Origin of the sequence: Flavobacterium terrae, from assembly GCF_900142035.1 — a bacterium.
Lineage (GTDB): Bacteria > Bacteroidota > Bacteroidia > Flavobacteriales > Flavobacteriaceae > Flavobacterium > Flavobacterium terrae.
The window spans coordinates 352854-368124 of sequence record NZ_FQZI01000003.1; the positions used below are offsets into that span (position 1 = coordinate 352854).

Annotated in this window: 17 protein-coding genes; 6 read left to right on the forward strand and 11 right to left on the reverse strand. The window is 29.6% G+C overall.

What is annotated here, in order from left to right; genetic code table 11:
* Nucleotides 1-153: 153 nt before the first annotated feature.
* From BUC09_RS09540 to BUC09_RS09550, 3 genes are all read right to left on the reverse strand, one after another.
* The gene (locus BUC09_RS09540; protein ID WP_073310951.1) at nucleotides 154-1053 is read right to left on the reverse strand and encodes an EamA family transporter; all 900 of its coding nucleotides are present in this window, start codon (nucleotides 1051-1053) and stop codon (nucleotides 154-156) included.
* Nucleotides 1043-2287 (reverse strand): TPR end-of-group domain-containing protein, encoded by a 1245-nt coding sequence (locus BUC09_RS09545; RefSeq protein ID WP_143161903.1) that lies wholly within the window; start codon nucleotides 2285-2287, stop codon nucleotides 1043-1045. The genes BUC09_RS09540 and BUC09_RS09545 overlap by 11 nt, the downstream gene beginning before the upstream one ends.
* Nucleotides 2288-2363: 76 nt before the next feature.
* On the reverse strand, nucleotides 2364-3800 hold the full coding sequence (locus tag BUC09_RS09550; protein ID WP_073311331.1) for an MFS transporter: 1437 nt from the start codon (nucleotides 3798-3800) through the stop codon (nucleotides 2364-2366).
* A gap of 194 nt (nucleotides 3801-3994) precedes the next feature.
* On the opposite strand from BUC09_RS09550, the gene BUC09_RS09555 reads away from it, so the two are divergent.
* A complete protein-coding gene (locus tag BUC09_RS09555; RefSeq protein WP_073310954.1) occupies nucleotides 3995-4933 on the forward strand; it encodes a hypothetical protein in 939 nt (312 codons plus the stop codon).
* On the opposite strand, the gene BUC09_RS09560 is transcribed toward BUC09_RS09555, so the two are convergent.
* The gene (locus BUC09_RS09560; protein WP_073310956.1) at nucleotides 4928-5482 is read right to left on the reverse strand and encodes a Smr/MutS family protein; all 555 of its coding nucleotides are present in this window, start codon (nucleotides 5480-5482) and stop codon (nucleotides 4928-4930) included. The two genes, BUC09_RS09555 and BUC09_RS09560, sit on opposite strands and share 6 nt — an antisense overlap.
* Nucleotides 5482-5694, reverse strand: coding sequence for a hypothetical protein (locus BUC09_RS09565; protein ID WP_084127179.1), 213 nt, complete (start codon nucleotides 5692-5694; stop codon nucleotides 5482-5484). Before BUC09_RS09565 ends, BUC09_RS09560 begins: the two co-directional genes overlap by 1 nt.
* A 57-nt stretch (nucleotides 5695-5751) precedes the next feature.
* On the opposite strand from BUC09_RS09565, the gene BUC09_RS09570 reads away from it, so the two are divergent.
* Both BUC09_RS09570 and BUC09_RS09575 read left to right on the forward strand, forming a co-directional pair.
* Nucleotides 5752-6036 (forward strand): DUF2752 domain-containing protein, encoded by a 285-nt coding sequence (locus tag BUC09_RS09570; RefSeq protein ID WP_073310958.1) that lies wholly within the window; start codon nucleotides 5752-5754, stop codon nucleotides 6034-6036.
* 11 nt (nucleotides 6037-6047) lie between these two features.
* Nucleotides 6048-6380, forward strand: a complete 333-nt coding sequence (locus tag BUC09_RS09575; RefSeq protein WP_073310960.1) for a CCC motif membrane protein — start codon at nucleotides 6048-6050, stop codon at nucleotides 6378-6380.
* Nucleotides 6381-6442: 62 nt separating this feature from the next.
* On the opposite strand, the gene BUC09_RS09580 is transcribed toward BUC09_RS09575, so the two are convergent.
* The 3 genes from BUC09_RS09580 to BUC09_RS09590 form a co-directional block, all read right to left on the reverse strand.
* Nucleotides 6443-6889 (reverse strand): DUF5362 family protein, encoded by a 447-nt coding sequence (locus BUC09_RS09580; protein ID WP_073310961.1) that lies wholly within the window; start codon nucleotides 6887-6889, stop codon nucleotides 6443-6445.
* A 28-nt stretch (nucleotides 6890-6917) separates the two neighbouring features.
* Complete coding sequence (gene rocD / locus BUC09_RS09585) at nucleotides 6918-8162, reverse strand: ornithine--oxo-acid transaminase (RefSeq protein WP_073310963.1); 1245 nt, start codon at nucleotides 8160-8162, stop codon at nucleotides 6918-6920.
* A gap of 99 nt (nucleotides 8163-8261) precedes the next feature.
* A complete protein-coding gene (locus tag BUC09_RS09590) occupies nucleotides 8262-8720 on the reverse strand; it encodes a DUF1003 domain-containing protein (RefSeq protein WP_084127181.1) in 459 nt (152 codons plus the stop codon).
* Nucleotides 8721-8954: 234 nt separating this feature from the next.
* Between BUC09_RS09590 and BUC09_RS09595 the strand changes: the two genes are divergently transcribed.
* Complete coding sequence (locus tag BUC09_RS09595) at nucleotides 8955-10406, forward strand: PhoX family protein (protein ID WP_073310967.1); 1452 nt, start codon at nucleotides 8955-8957, stop codon at nucleotides 10404-10406.
* Nucleotides 10407-10478: 72 nt separating this feature from the next.
* Nucleotides 10479-12245: a cytochrome-c peroxidase gene (locus BUC09_RS09600; RefSeq protein WP_073310969.1), complete on the forward strand. Its 1767-nt coding sequence runs from the start codon at nucleotides 10479-10481 to the stop codon at nucleotides 12243-12245.
* Here BUC09_RS09600 and BUC09_RS09605 read toward each other — a convergent pair whose 3' ends face one another.
* Together BUC09_RS09605 and BUC09_RS09610 are read right to left on the reverse strand one after the other, a co-directional pair.
* Entirely contained in the window at nucleotides 12246-12788 is a 543-nt protein-coding gene (locus tag BUC09_RS09605; protein WP_073310971.1) for a DUF1697 domain-containing protein, read from the reverse strand.
* 14 nt (nucleotides 12789-12802) lie between these two features.
* A complete protein-coding gene (locus BUC09_RS09610; protein WP_073310973.1) occupies nucleotides 12803-13594 on the reverse strand; it encodes a fibronectin type III domain-containing protein in 792 nt (263 codons plus the stop codon).
* Between the two features lie 88 nt (nucleotides 13595-13682).
* Here BUC09_RS09610 and BUC09_RS09615 point away from each other — a divergent pair, with 88 nt between their 5' ends.
* On the forward strand, nucleotides 13683-14366 hold the full coding sequence (locus tag BUC09_RS09615) for an outer membrane beta-barrel protein (protein ID WP_084127184.1): 684 nt from the start codon (nucleotides 13683-13685) through the stop codon (nucleotides 14364-14366).
* A 96-nt stretch (nucleotides 14367-14462) separates the two neighbouring features.
* Here the strand turns inward: BUC09_RS09615 and BUC09_RS09620 are convergent, their stop codons facing one another.
* On the reverse strand, nucleotides 14463-15191 hold the full coding sequence (locus BUC09_RS09620) for a hypothetical protein (RefSeq protein WP_073310977.1): 729 nt from the start codon (nucleotides 15189-15191) through the stop codon (nucleotides 14463-14465).
* Between the last annotated feature and the right edge of the window lie 80 nt (nucleotides 15192-15271).

Consider the following 15271-nt stretch of genomic DNA (forward strand, 5'->3'; position numbering starts at 1 on the left):
TACAAAATTAAACAAGAATTAACCTACAAATAAGAAATAATTAAAAAGTGCATTTCATCGATAAAAAACAACACTTAATCGATAATTTTAACAATATTTATAATTAAAAATAACAAAAAAAGTAAAAAACAACTTTTTTAAAACAACTGGAAATCAATGCTTTAAATAGCAATTTTTTTTAAAGATATAGCGTTCGTTAAAAATTAAAATCGCTAGTAAAATCAAGACATAAGCAATAATTTGCATTGTGTTTACATTCTCTTTATAAAAGAAAAATGCAAGGAAGAAATTTATTAATGGATTCGTATACATTAGAACTCCAACAGTTGCAGAATCCATTCCTTTTAAAGCAAATAAATTTAAAAACAAAGGTATGATCGTAAACAATACAACTATCATTGTAATCAAAATCCAAAATAAAGAAGCTACAGGTGTTGCAGCCTTATATACAGGGAAAAAAGGAATTAAAACAATAGATGCAATTACTAGTTGAATTGTTAGCACTACGAATCTATCAAATTGATTATTTTTTCTTTGGCTAATTAAATACAAGGCAAAACTAAAAGCTATGATTAATGAATATGCTAAATCTTTAATATGGCCATAAGACAATATGGCACAACTGATAACAAAAATAAAAACTGACAACCACTGCCATCTACTTAATTGTTCATTTAGGATGAAAAAGGCTAAAACTGTTGTAATAATTGGACAGATTAAATATGCTAATGATGCAGATTGAACACTTACATGATTTACGCAGTAAATAAAAAGAAACCAATTAAAAACCAATAAAAATCCACCCAAAATAGTAAGTGTAAGTATTTTTGTTTTTTCTTTTCTATCAAATCCATTGAAAACTTTTAAATCTTTCTTTATTTTTTCTTTTCTAAAAAATAAATTGATAACTAAAAGTAAAACTGTAGCGTAAAACACCCTATAAAAAAGAATATCTAACGATCGATAATTATGCAACGGTTTTAAAGCTAAACTAAAAAATCCCCAAATAAAGAAAGCAGAAAAGGCAGACAAAAAGTATTTATTAATTTGCATTGAGATTATATTTATATATAGTTGGGAAATTAATTTTCGATTCGTTTAAATTGAATTTTCCGTCATAAAAACTCCAAGGAGAATTACCAATAAAGTAAAAGACATTACCTTTAATTATTCCATTGGTTGGTTCAATCATTTCTGTTCTATTACAATCTATAATTTTACTATCTACGATTAAACCATTACTTAGATATAATTGAATTACTCTATGTGGCTTTACTCCATTTTGAATTACAATTAATGAATTATTAGAATACAAGAATCCATCAATTCCTTTTTTTGACACATCGTTAGGAAGTTTTAACCAATTTCTTTCAGAAGGATTTTGAACATTAATTTTCAATATTCCTTTCAAATAATCAGCAATAAATAATTCATTTTCATCTTTACCGAATGTTATTCCTTGCAAATTGAAAGCTTCTTTTTTTAAGTCTAACCAAATGGATAATTCATCATTTTTAATTTGATAAATCATTGCCTCTCCACTATCTGAAAGAAAAATATCGCCATTCTTATTTATAACTAAATCACCAAAAACATGATTCCCTTGAACTGGAAATCTTTTTACAATACTCTTAGTTTCAATATCTACTTTTAAAATTTCTGATTTTCCTTCTAAGTCTTTACTATAGCCTTTCATTTCAGGAATTGCAGAGGTTGTAATCCATAAAAATCTTTCATTTTTATCTGCTTTCATCGCAAAAACAGAAAATAGTTTTTCATCAGTTAACCAATCAATACATTTACCAGATTTTTCATCAAACGATACTATTTTTTTATTTCTAATGCTATTGATTAGCCACGTCTTCGTTTTTTTTAAATTCAATAAGCTCTCAGGATGCAAATCTTTTTCAGACAATTCAATAAACTTTTCAGAAGTAGTTATACGTTCGTTAAGTTTAACTTTTAAATCAACTAACTGTTTAAATTCATCAGTATCAAAAAGGATTTTAAAATCTGGTTCTTTTTCAAACGAAATTCCAGCATTTGCTAATAAGCATTCTTTGAGTTTGAAAACTGCTTTATCTAACTTATTATTCAAAGCATAAGCACAAGCTAGATTATATGAAAAAGTAGGATGTGAAGGTCGTAAACTGTCTAATTGATTCGAAAGCTTTAAAAAAGTTGCATAATCCTTATTTTCGTATGCTTTTGTACTTGCTAGATAAATTTCTTTTTGAGATTGTGCCAATAAACCAAAAGAAAATAGTAAAAAGTATATATGCTTCATCTCAATAAAAATTAAATCGGGATAAAAGTACTTAATTCCTTTCATCCCGATTATTATATTAATATTTCTTTAAGATTTAATGTCCACCCGATACTTTTTTATCAAAATCAATTCCTTGACTTTTCAAAATACCTGAAACTTTCCAAGCATAAAAAGCTAAATACGCAAAGCATAAAACTCCAACGATATAACTTGATTGAATTGTAAATACATCAGCCACATAACCTTGTAATAGACTCACAAATCCACCTCCCATAATCATCATAATCAAAAAGCTACTTCCTTGACTAGTATGTTTTCCAAGACCAGAAACTGCTAGAGTAAAAATACATGGCCATAAAGTACTACAAAATAATCCAACACTTGTAAATGCATAAACACTAACCATTCCGCTAGTAGACATTCCAATAATTAATGCTAAAATGCCCAATACTGAAAACAACAATAACATTCTAGCAGGATTTCCTTTACTTGCCATATCAGCAAAAATCAAAACTAAAATTATTAAAGCATAAACATAAAAAGGAGTTAAATCGTGTTTTGCAACAGAATTTACAAATAAGAAAACACCAAAAGCTAAATAAGGTGCTATAAAACGTAATATTTTTTGAGTTGACATATTATCTGTAAAAGCTTCAACAGCCCCTGTCCATCTTCCTATCATCAAACTCGCCCAGTATAAAGAAATATAAGGCGCAATATCTTTTGTCATAAAACCTAAATGTTTTTCCATATAAGCTGGTAAGTTACTAGCTGTAGACACTTCCACACCAACATATACAAAAATACCAATCATCCCTAAAATCAATTGTGGGTATTTTAAAGCTGAACTTCTTGATGTTTCTGCTCCATCTTCAGAAGCTACTACAGCTTGTGGTTTATCTGGAAGAGATGAAAATTTCAATAAAATTGCCACCAATAAAAAAGCTGCTCCAAGAACCAAATAAGGGATTTTTACACTTTCGATACTCATGTCTGTAGATCCAGATACAGCAGAACCAAAAATTGCAAAACTTACAATTAATGGACCAATTGTAGTTCCTAAATTATTAATTCCTCCTGCCATTGTGAGACGCTGAGAACCAGTTGTAATTGGACCAAGTGCTATAGCTAATGGATTAGCAACGGTTTGCTGCAAAGAAAAACCTAAAGCTACAATAAATAATCCCGAAAGCATTAATGTAAATGAACCAGTATTTGCAGCTGGGTAAAACAATAAAGTTCCCAATGCTGAAATACCTAGACCTAAAGCCAAACTATTTTTATATCCTAATCTATTGATTAAGTCTCCTTTTGTCAAATAAGAAATTAACAAATACAACAAAGATCCAACGGTATATGCTATATAAAAGGCAAGAGATACTAATTGACTTTGAACTTGTGTTAAATCAAATGCTTTTTTGAATACTGGAATTAAAATATCATTACTAGCTGCAACGAATCCCCAAAAGAAAAATACTGTAACTAATGGAATGAATTGAGCCCAATTTGTTTTTTGTGATTCTAAACTCATAAATTTGGTTTTGGTTATTGAATTGGTTTTTTGTTTGGTTAAAAATACTTTTTTAAAACTATGAAAAAATGGCATTTAAAAATAAGTTATTAACGAAAACGTTATAGTAAACATATTGTCAATTCTAAAAAGTAATTTTTAAAATAATTCAAATTATTAATAACAAATACTATTTTTGCTAAAATTTAAATGACATGAAATATTTTTGGACAGTTTTGTTGAGTTTAATGATTATTACCTCTTGTGATGATGGAGACATCATAGAGGATACATTTAATTTTGAAAGCGCAACAATTCAAAAATGTTCAAATTCAAATGTTCTATATAAGATTAATGATAAAGAGTCCTTAATTTTTAATGCTCCTGAAACCTATTTTTCTAACGAAGTTCAAACTCAAACTTACACAATTGGCTCAAGCAATTCATTGATGTACAGAAAATTTGTAAGCGCAACATCTGCATCAAATATTTGCGAGACACCTACTTTGCAAGTTGTTGGTGAATGGAATGCTATAGGAGGAACAATAGAAATTGTGAGTACTGAAATTCTTAGTGGAATAACCGTTGTAGCTTATAATCACAACATTACTTTCAAAAACGTTACATTTCAAGCCTCTGACAAGCAAGTAGTTTATGATTCCTATTTTTATGGAAGCTACAGAACAGATGTAATTGATTTAGATTTTGATTATGCCTTACCTGAAGAAGTAATAGAATGTCCAAGTAACAATTTATTATTTAAGTATAACCAGAACAATGTGTTACTATTTGATATTGACAAAGCTGCTTTATTTCAAAACTCAGTAACAACTCCTGGTAATCCAAGAACAGCATTAATTACTACTACTACTAATAAAGTTATATACCGTGTTTACAGTGGTGGTTTAAATGAAAATTATTTTTGCAGTGCAATAACTCCTTCAACACCTACTTTAACCGAAGAATGGATTGCTGATAATGGTGTTGACAATGTAAGTGGTATTATAAGAGTTGTAACTGAAACGACATCTACTCCAGGTGAATTTAAGCACTCAGTTTATTTGTACAAAACAACTTTTAGAAAAGGATTCCAATACTACAGTCCAAATCCTGATGGAGATTATCTATTTGGAACCTATTATACTACTTTATAGTGTTTTCTTTTGAATAAAATAAACTTCGGTTGCTCCTAAACCATACTTTTGGTAATTAGCATCTTGAAAAGTTAAATTGTCATATCTGCCGAGAAAAAAATCAAGCTCAGCTTTTAGAACACCTTCTCCTACTCCGTGGATAAAAACAATTTTTGGAATTCTGTTTCTCATTGCGAATTCCAATTGTCTTTTAGCAGTGTCCATTTGGAGGGTCAAAATATCATAGTTATTCATTCCTTTTTTATTAGGAACTAACTTTTCGATGTGAAGATCTATTTCAAGAACAAATTCGTCTTTCTTAGATTTTTTTTCTTTTGCAAAACTTCTTGGAGCAGGAATTTCTTTTTCTTTTTTTACAGAAGAAAAATTGGTCATAGCGATGTTGTTCATCAAATCACCAGAAGATTTTATTAGTATCAATTCTTTTTCATTAAAAGTCAATTCAAAACCTTCATCTGTATCAATAGTTACTTGATTGGAAACAATTTTAATAACAACTCCATTAATATTATCATCTAATACCGAAACTTTATCCCCTTTTGCAAACATTATTCTTCGTCTTGTTCTTGATTCTTACTTGGTACTTTTCTACTCAAACGCATCATTCCATAAAAAAGTAATACAAATCCCATTACTTGTACCCAAATATTAGGCTGTTCTGAATTAAGTTGCCAAAATAATACACCAACAACTATTAACATCAAAATAAACAGAATAACTTTTTTCATAGAATTTCTTTTTTCAAAAGTAAGAACTTTCATCCTTTTATATTTTTAAATGAATATAATATTTTGTAAAATTGACTAAAAATAAAAACAATGCCAGCCGAAGATTATATGTTACCCTGCATGAATAAATCACTTTTTGGAGTTGATTGTATGGGTTGTGGAACACAAAGAGCGCTTATTTTACTCTCTAAAGGAGAATTTAAAGAGGCTTTTTATATGTTTCCAGCTATTTATACTACAGTTTTATTATTCTTATTTTTAGGATTGCATTTTATTGACAAGTCAAGAAACTATCATAAATTAATCATTACCATGGCAATACTTAATGCCGTGATAATGGTTATTTCATACATTTACAAACAAACTAATTTTTAATCAAATCAAACATGGAAAAACAAAAATTGCCCAACGGTACTACCGTTTTAGTTTTAGGAATTTTATCAATCGTAACTTGCTGTTGCTATGGCATTATTAGTATTGTATTAGGAGGTGTAGGTGTGTATCTTGCAGGAAAAGATATGGCATTGTACAAAGAGAATCCTGAATTATACTCTAATTATAATAATGTTAATACTGGTAGAATTTTAAGCATCATTGGAATTGTGCTAGGAGTTATTTATCTAATTTATATGATTTGGATTATTGCAACCTTTGGATTTGAAAATCTTCAAAACCCTGAAGTCATGCAAGAAAAAATTAGACAAATGATGGGACAATAATCTCAAAATATAATAATAAAAAAACCGAGCAAATTGCTCGGTTTTTTATTTATTTAATACTTCTAATAGTTTGCGGCTGCAAATATACCAGCAAAAATAGCTATAACAAATAGTAGAGCATAAATTGATAATAAAACTAACATCATAATACCTAAAAACTTATGATGAGATTTTAATTTTTCTAATCCAGCCTCAAGTAATTCTGAATCATTTGATACCAACGCTTTTTTTGTGTCTGTTGCATATTTGTACAAATAATATACAGGCAAATAATAAATTCCAGCCATTAATAAATACAAAATTGTAAAAATTCCAGAAGGAAAAGAACGCATTGCTGAAACTTCAGGAGACACGAAAGTAGCAATTATTCCCATAAAAAATGCAATTACAACCATAATTCCAATCCCAACAAATCCAATTATTGCTAATATTTTAGACCATTTTGCACTTTCTTGTAAATATTCTTTAGCATCAACACTAACTACTAAAGTATCATTTCTATTTTCCATTAATTTTAAATATTCTTTTTACTTGTTATTACTTTTCAAATTGTTTTAGAGTAGAAATGATTATCGATATACAATCTCTCAACTGCTCTTCGTTCATTACTAATGGTGGTGCAAAACGAATAATATTTCCATGTGTAGGTTTTGCCAATAAACCATTTTCAGCTAGTTTCATACAAATGTTCCAAGCTGTATCACTTTCTTCAGCATCATTAATCACAACAGCGTTTAATAACCCTTTACCACGAACTAAAGTAGCAATGCTTGAAGTAGCAATATAATTAGCTAATTCTTGACGGAATATTTTACCTAAACACTCAGAATTTTCAGCCAATTGTTCATCTTTTACAACTTCTAATGCTTCAATAGCTACTGCAGCAGCAACTGGATTTCCACCAAAAGTTGAACCATGTTGACCAGGCTTAATCACATTCATAATTGAATCGTTAGCCAAAACAGCAGATACTGGATAAGCACCTCCAGATAAAGCTTTTCCTAAAATCAAGATATCTGGTTGCACATTTTCATGGTGAACTGCTAATAATTTTCCTGTACGAGCAACTCCTGTTTGTACTTCATCGGCAATAAATAAAACATTATGTTTTTCACACAATTCTTTTGCTTTTGCCAAATATCCTTCGGCAGGAACATATACCCCAGCTTCTCCTTGAATAGGTTCAACAAGGAAACCAGCAATATTTGGTGATGAAGTAATTGCTTTTTCTAATGCATCGATATCATCATAAGCAATTTTTATAAACCCTGCTGTATAAGGTCCAAAATTTTTACGAGCATTTTCGTCATTAGAAAACGAAATAATTGTAGTAGTTCTTCCGTGGAAGTTATTTTCACAAACAATTATTTGAGCTTCATTTTCATTAATACCTTTTTTCTCATATGCCCATTTTCTACAAAGTTTTAAAGCTGTTTCAACCGCCTCAGCTCCTGTATTCATTGGCAAAACCTTATCAAAACCAAAATAGTTAGTTATGTATTGCTCGTAAACTCCTAACTTGTCATTATAAAATGCCCTTGAAGTTAATGTCAATGTTTGTGCTTGTTGCATCATTGCACCAACAATTCTTGGATGACAATGCCCTTGATTTACTGCCGAATAGGCAGACAAAAAATCATAATATTTTTTTCCTTCTACATCCCAAACATAAACACCCTCTCCTCTACTTAAAACTACTGGAAGTGGATGATAATTGTGTGCTCCATGTTTGTCCTCTAATGCAATGGCTTCTGCTGAACTTAATTTTTCTAAAACTGCCATGATAATAATTTGTTATTGATTGGTAAAATCGCAATTCCTTCTTGCTGGTGAGAAATCAACCATATTTGCTACAAATTTATAAATTAAACTCAAAGAATATTATTTATTAAGTTGTGATTTAATATCTTCTAAAAGTTTTGTCTGTTTATTCTGAATTACAATCAACTCATGGTGCTGATGTTCTAAAATATGATCTAATTTTTTCTGAAGAATTCTTATTTCTTGTTCAGCTTTTAAATTGATTTGGAAATCCTTTTTAGCTCTTTCTCTATCTTTTTCCTCTTGACGATTTTGACTCATCATTATTATAGGTGCTTGCAAGGCTGCTATACAAGATAAAATAAGATTTAAAAGAATAAAAGGATAAGGGTCAAAACCTTTATTAAGTAAAAAATAGGCGTTGGTGATGATCCAAGCTATTAAAAAAAATAAAAATGAGAGAATGAAAGTCCAACTTCCACCAAAATCAGCTACTTTGTCAGCCACTCGTTGACCCAAAGTTCTTTTATCATTATTGTCCTCAAGTTCGGCAATACTATTTATTTCTTTATTTGTCATAATAATTTAAAAAAAGATGAGTATCAAAAGTACAAATTTAAGACCGCTAAAAGCTAACTTAAAAACCAGATATTTTTTTTCAAAACATCACTAATAATGAATAAGCACTAAACTTTACAATTTTATTACATAACTTAATTTTATTAACCTTTTCTTACATTTTTAAAAATATTCTGATTAAATTTTCCTAACAATAGGATTCTATGTTTGCATCGAAATCAAAATTAACTACAAATGAAAACTTTAAACGTTTTGATGAGTGCAGCTTTATTAGGATCTTTTATTGCTTGTAACTCTGATGATGACAACACAACAAACAACGAAACAAACAATCCTGTTGTTTTAAAAAATCATTCAACAACTCCTGCATTTTTAAATGCAAAGTCTGAATTCAGCACAATTCAATTATTCTCTCTTTTCTCTAGTGAAGATACTTTTTCGGAAACTCCTGAATATGTATTTGCTGGTTCAGCTGATGGTTCTGGATTATTTAAAAACTCAGATGATACTTATTCATTCTTGGTAAACAACGAAGATAATTTTGCTGTTTCAAAAATTAAATTTGATGCTTCATTCAAACCAGTTGCCGGAGAATATATTTTAAACTCAAATGGAGCTGGGACTAGACTATGTTCTGCTTCATTAGCAACTCCAGAAATTCATGGTTTTGGTCCATTATTTTTAACAGCTGGAGAAAGTGATAGTGAATCACAAGTTCACGGTTTAACTCCATATGATACAAAAGCAAACAATAGTACACCTAGACCAATCTTAGGTTTTGGAAGATGGTGCGCAGAGAATGCAGTACCATTATCAAAAAATGCTTTTTCTGGGCAAACAATTGTTCTTTTAGGAGATGATGACTCTGGAACTTACGGAGGACAATTAGTGATGTATAAATCTACTAAAGGAGATTTAAATAATGGAAAGGTATATGTTATCAAAAGAACAGATAATGTTATTAATGAAAGAACTATGACAGAAAACGGAACCTATCCTGTTGAATTTGTTGAAATTACAAATGCAAAAACCAATACTGGTTTACAAAATAATCAAGCTGCACAAGCTGCAAATGCTATCGCTTTTGGTCGTGTAGAAGACATAGATTATAATAAAACAGAAGGTAAAGAGAGAGAAATTTATTTTAATGTAACTGGACAAAACAACTCTGGTGCTAATGCCGATAATTCTCGTTCAAAATACGGTCGTGTTTACAAATTGGTTCTAGATGCTAATAATCCGTTAAGTGGTCAACTAACACTAGTTTTAGATGGTGATGACAGATCAGGAAAAGCAAAACAATTTCAAAATGTTGATAATATTTGTGTGACTAAAAACTATGTTTATCTTCAAGAAGATGCTAACGGTTATGGAGATGAAACACATGATGCATACATATATCAATACAATATTGCTACAAAAGAATTAAAAGTAGTATTTGAATTAGATCACAAAAGAAACGAACCTGGTGACAAATACTTAAGTGCATCATCTTCTAAAGGGTCATGGGAATATGGAGCTTTGATTGATGTATCTGAAACTATAGGAGTTCCTGACACTTTTATGTTGTCAATTCAACCACACTCTTGGAAAAAAGAAGCTTTTAAAGGAAAAGATGGAGGAACTTTACGTCCTAATGAAAACCAAGGAAGCCAAGTAGTTTTAATCAAAGGTTTACCTAGATAATTCATAACCAAATCATTACAAACAATTAGGAGTACATCAAGTTGTACTCCTAATTTTTAATTTTAATACTAGATGAAAAAAATAATTTTTCTCATTTCGATCATTTTAACTTATCCATGTCAGGATACCACTTATAAAAATCTAGCTCCAATTGAAAAAACAAAAGAGTTAATTCTTTCTGACTATTCTTCTTTGGTAAAAAAATCAAATCAATTAACTAGTTTGATAAAACCCGATTTTAATAAAAAAATTGTTATAAATAGTTTTAAAGAAACTCGATTAGCTTATAAAAAAGTGGAATCCTTTATTGCATTTTATCTTCCTGAAACTTCCACTAAAATTAATGGTGCTGCTATAGACAAAAATGATACTCAAGAAACAAGTAGAAAAATAGAAGAGGCAACCGGTTTTCAAAAAGTAGAAGAACTATTGTTTTCAGAAAAAATAGAATTAGAAGAATTAAAAAAACAAGTAAATATTTTAAATGGTTATATTGTAAGCTGCAAATCAAATCTTGAAAACCTTCAACTTAGTGATTCAAATATTTTTGAAACTCAAAAACTTCAAATGATTCGCATTATGAGTCTTGGAATATCAGGTTTTGATTCGCCAATTGCTTTACAATCTTTACCTGAAGCAAAAGCATCTATTGAAGGGATCCTATCAGTCATTTTCAATTTTAAAGAAGATAGTGTTTTAAAAGATTTAGTCCAAAAATCTATTACATTCATTAGTAATAACAACGATTTCAATACTTTCGACAGGGCTGATTTCATTATAAAATATTGCATTCCAATTTCTAAAAGAATTCAGGAAATACAAACAGAACTTGGAGTTAAGAATAATCCTAATTTTGGGCCAATCAACTTTGATTATGCTACAGTTTTTGAAGAAGGTGCTTTTAATGTGAGTCATTTTGCTCCTTCTTATAATAAGAATCCCACTTCGGGACAAATTACATTAGGAGAAAAATTATTTACAGATACGATTTTGAGTGGTGATAATTCGGTTTCATGTATTACTTGTCATATTCCATCTGAAGGGTACGCTGATCACAAAACTAAGGCAGTTAAAAACGCTGCTATATCAAGAAACACTCCTACTCTTTTAAACTCTGGTTTGCAAAACACTTTATTCTTAGATGGTAGAGTAAATTATTTAGAAGATCAAGCAAAAGCGGTGATCAATAATAAAGATGAGATGCATGGCAGCTTTTCTAAAGCCCTTGAAAAGATTAAAAACAATAAAACATATCAGACTGAATTCAAGAAGGCTTTCCCTAATGATTTAGAAATTACTGAACAAAATCTATTAAAATCAATTGCAAGTTATGTACGTTCTTTGTCAAAATTAAATTCAAAATTTGATGAATATCTTAGAGGAAAAGCAAAATTATCTATTACTGAAAAAAGAGGTTTCAATGTATTTATGGGAAAAGGAAAATGTGCAACATGTCATTTTTTTCCTTTATTCAATGGAAGCGTTCCGCCAATGTATAATGAACTAGAAAGTGAGGTTTTAGGTGTTCCTAATCAAAAAGAAATGAAAAACGCAAAGATTGATTCAGATTTAGGAGAATATGAAATAACTAAAGCTCCTTTAAAGAAATATGCTTTTAAAACTCCAACAGTTCGCAATAGTGCTATTACCTATCCTTATATGCACAATGGTGTTTATAACTCGCTAGATGAAGTGATTGATTTTTATAACAGAGGCGGTGGTGCAGGAATAGGAATTCAACTTGAAAATCAAACATTACCAACAGATGAATTACATCTTACTCAAACTGATATAAAAGATCTTATTGCTTTTCTTAAAACGTTAAACAACAAATATTAATTATTCATTATACATTTCTAAAAGTTTGGTAACGGTATTCCAATTACGCATGGTTGCCGTTACATTAAGTTTTTTCTCTATATACTTTTGGTCAAAACGGGTCTTTCCAGCTCCAACAGCATATTTAACGTAGATTCTATTTTTATCGATTACCGCTTCATCAGGTTTTACCTGACTCATTTTTAATTCATGAATACTGCTTTCGTTCAACTCTTTAGAAATGAAAGTAAAATACAATTTCTTAGTATCAGCATCTTTTTCTTTTAGATAAGGATTGTTATTCAAACAAGCTTCTAAATCTTCCTTAGTAACCACTATAATAGGTACATCATAACCCCACTCTTTAAAAATTTCTTGTTTAATTCTAAACCCAAGAGTTGCTCCATGTTCTTCATCGCTATCCACAAAAACATTACCCGACTGTATATAGGTTCTAACATTCTGAAAACCCATACGTTCCAATAAAACTTTTAGATCATCCATTTTAATCATGTTATGACCAGAGACATTAATACCACGAAGAAGTGCTAAATGTGTATACATAGGATTAATGAAAATTAATTAAGAGTATAGGAAAATTTTCCGTTCAATAGATAATTAGCTCCAACAGGTGTGTCACAAAAAATTATGGTTAAGAGGTTGTTTTCATTTTTAACATAAAACTTAGTCCCTGCCGCTGCAGTTGCACCTCCCCAACCTGATCCGTAATCCTGAATAAAAAGTTTTGCTTTTCCTGTAGACAAATCCACGTTATTTCCAAATTCTCCAACAACTACAGTATATTCGCCTGACATAGGAGGCTGACTATTATTTTCATTAAACTGTACAAATATTCTAGCTGTTGAGCTATAACTAGAAGTGGCAAATTCAATATTTCCTTCATTAAAAGCCCAACTTGGATATGACTTTTCAACATTTGTAATTTGAATTTCACTATACTGATTCATTCGTACACGGTTGCTTACAGTTGGATTACATGGTGCTTCAACTCCTGTTTTAAAAGAATATTCATCTCCATATCCTATACCAATTTCATTTTGAGCATAAAAACGACAATAGTAAGTTGTGTTGGGTTGAAGACCTGAAAAAGTTTCAAAAAACTCCCCAAGACGTTCCCCTCTAACCGCTTTATTATCCTCCTTTGTAGGATTTGGGTTAACACTCCATACAACTCCATATTCGACTACATCTTTACCACCTTCACTTGCAACAGCTCCTCCCATAGAAGCTGAATTAGTCATTACATTTTCGGGTTCGAAAGTAAAAACAATTGGTTCGGTGTAATTATAGTTTTCAATTTCACAGCTGCTAAAGGCGGCAATAAACAACAGTAAAAATATTTTTTTCATATATCAGTAGTCGTATTTTTCGCCAAAAGTATAATTATAATAATATCTTTGCAACCTCATTACTGAAAACAAACCCAATTCATACTAAATGAAACCTATAAATTACCTTTTGATTTTACTATTTTCAACTATGTTTAATAGTATTGGTTATTCTCAACTAGCCGATGGAAGATTTGGAATCACAGCAGGTTATACTAATTACGTACTAGATTCAAATGTTCTTTTTACCAAATCGCAGCCGGGCTTTAGTCTTGGTGTTGTTTCCACCATAGAGCTTGCCGATTATTTGGAACTAATGGTTGAATTAAATTACACACATCATAGGTTGAAAATTATTGGAAGGGAAAATTTCGAATCCAAACCAGAAGAATTGAATTTTAAACTAGAAAACATCAATTTACCTGTTGTACTTAATTATTATTTTTTAAAATTTAAGGATGATGAGTTTAAAATTGGTGCAAATGCTGGTATTATGATTAGTTTACTTCAAAACTATACTTTGACTAAAACTTCTACTTCTAAAGAAGATTATGTTCTCGATCCATTATATCTTGAAACAAGATATTTGAAATTTGATACTGAAAATGAAAAAATTTCATTTAATGCTTATGTTCCTTTAGGAATAAGTGCAGAATATAAAGACATCATGTGCAATATAAAATACAATATGGGAATAACTGATCCATTCAGACAAGCGCCATTTTACAACAATGCATTTGAAACTAAAGCCAAACAAAACTATTATAGTGTATCATTTGTTTACTTTTTTTAATCTAATCGTTTTTTGATTTTGTAATACAAGTACATCATTATGTTTAAAGTCCAATTTGAGTTATTATAGTTACAATCTATTCTACAAAAATATCATTTAAAATTCTCCTTTAAACTCTAGTCTTTTACTAACCAAAAAATCAAATAACTCAATTGAGCTTGTATTATCATTAAAAGATTTAGTTTTATTATCTAATTCACAAAAATTGAGAAATAAATCTATTTCGTCTTCTTTTAATTTCAATTTTGAAACTAACAAATCATTTGAAAATTCATTTTGAATTCGGTTACGAAAACTTATCTGTTTACTTCTATCGTTGTTTTTCTCTTTATTTTTGAAAATCTTGCTTACTTGATTTACTAGAACACTACCAATTTCTATAAAGTCTATACCATTTTGAAACTCACCTGTATATACTCCTGTGACTTTAGGTTGTGATTGTTGTTTTGAAATTTTTGCCATTTTTAATGACTTATAGTCGTTAAAAATTTTCAGGTTTTTTGTTTTATTAATCTCTATTTCATCTAACTCAATAGTATTTTTTTCAAGAATTATTTTGTTGAATGTATTAAGATGTTCATTAGTGACAATTAATTTCATTTTAAGATATCCTGTTAGGAAAATAATAATTTCGTCATTCAATTTCGCATTAATTTGAAATTCTCCTTTGTTATCAATTTTAGCAACAGATTTTTCAGTTGAATTAATTATTTCAACATTAGACAAAGGTATATTTCCGCTTATTACTTTGCCTGTGAATTTTGACTGTGCATTTACAAGATTAAAAAAACTACCTATTAGATATATAAAATAAAGTTTGTTCACCACTTTTAGTTTGTTTACAGCTAAGTTAATTTCAAAGCCGTTTTTTATTACTAATTTTCTGTTAATTGAGTTTTTATTAA

Excerpts from the sequence above, each read along its gene's own strand:
- BUC09_RS09540 (WP_073310951.1), bottom strand. The coding sequence starts at position 1,053 with ATGCAAATTAATAAATACTTTTTGTCTGCCTTTTCTGCTTTCTTTATT.
- BUC09_RS09545 (WP_143161903.1), bottom strand. The coding sequence starts at position 2,287 with ATGAAGCATATATACTTTTTACTATTTTCTTTTGGTTTATTGGCACAA.
- BUC09_RS09550 (WP_073311331.1), bottom strand. The coding sequence starts at position 3,800 with ATGAGTTTAGAATCACAAAAAACAAATTGGGCTCAATTCATTCCATTA.
- BUC09_RS09555 (WP_073310954.1), top strand. The coding sequence starts at position 3,995 with ATGAAATATTTTTGGACAGTTTTGTTGAGTTTAATGATTATTACCTCT.
- BUC09_RS09560 (WP_073310956.1), bottom strand. The coding sequence starts at position 5,482 with ATGTTTGCAAAAGGGGATAAAGTTTCGGTATTAGATGATAATATTAAT.
- BUC09_RS09565 (WP_084127179.1), bottom strand. The coding sequence starts at position 5,694 with ATGAAAGTTCTTACTTTTGAAAAAAGAAATTCTATGAAAAAAGTTATT.
- BUC09_RS09570 (WP_073310958.1), top strand. The coding sequence starts at position 5,752 with ATGCCAGCCGAAGATTATATGTTACCCTGCATGAATAAATCACTTTTT.
- BUC09_RS09575 (WP_073310960.1), top strand. The coding sequence starts at position 6,048 with ATGGAAAAACAAAAATTGCCCAACGGTACTACCGTTTTAGTTTTAGGA.
- BUC09_RS09580 (WP_073310961.1), bottom strand. The coding sequence starts at position 6,889 with ATGGAAAATAGAAATGATACTTTAGTAGTTAGTGTTGATGCTAAAGAA.
- rocD (WP_073310963.1), bottom strand. The coding sequence starts at position 8,162 with ATGGCAGTTTTAGAAAAATTAAGTTCAGCAGAAGCCATTGCATTAGAG.
- BUC09_RS09590 (WP_084127181.1), bottom strand. The coding sequence starts at position 8,720 with ATGACAAATAAAGAAATAAATAGTATTGCCGAACTTGAGGACAATAAT.
- BUC09_RS09595 (WP_073310967.1), top strand. The coding sequence starts at position 8,955 with ATGAAAACTTTAAACGTTTTGATGAGTGCAGCTTTATTAGGATCTTTT.
- BUC09_RS09600 (WP_073310969.1), top strand. The coding sequence starts at position 10,479 with ATGAAAAAAATAATTTTTCTCATTTCGATCATTTTAACTTATCCATGT.
- BUC09_RS09605 (WP_073310971.1), bottom strand. The coding sequence starts at position 12,788 with ATGTATACACATTTAGCACTTCTTCGTGGTATTAATGTCTCTGGTCAT.
- BUC09_RS09610 (WP_073310973.1), bottom strand. The coding sequence starts at position 13,594 with ATGAAAAAAATATTTTTACTGTTGTTTATTGCCGCCTTTAGCAGCTGT.
- BUC09_RS09615 (WP_084127184.1), top strand. The coding sequence starts at position 13,683 with ATGAAACCTATAAATTACCTTTTGATTTTACTATTTTCAACTATGTTT.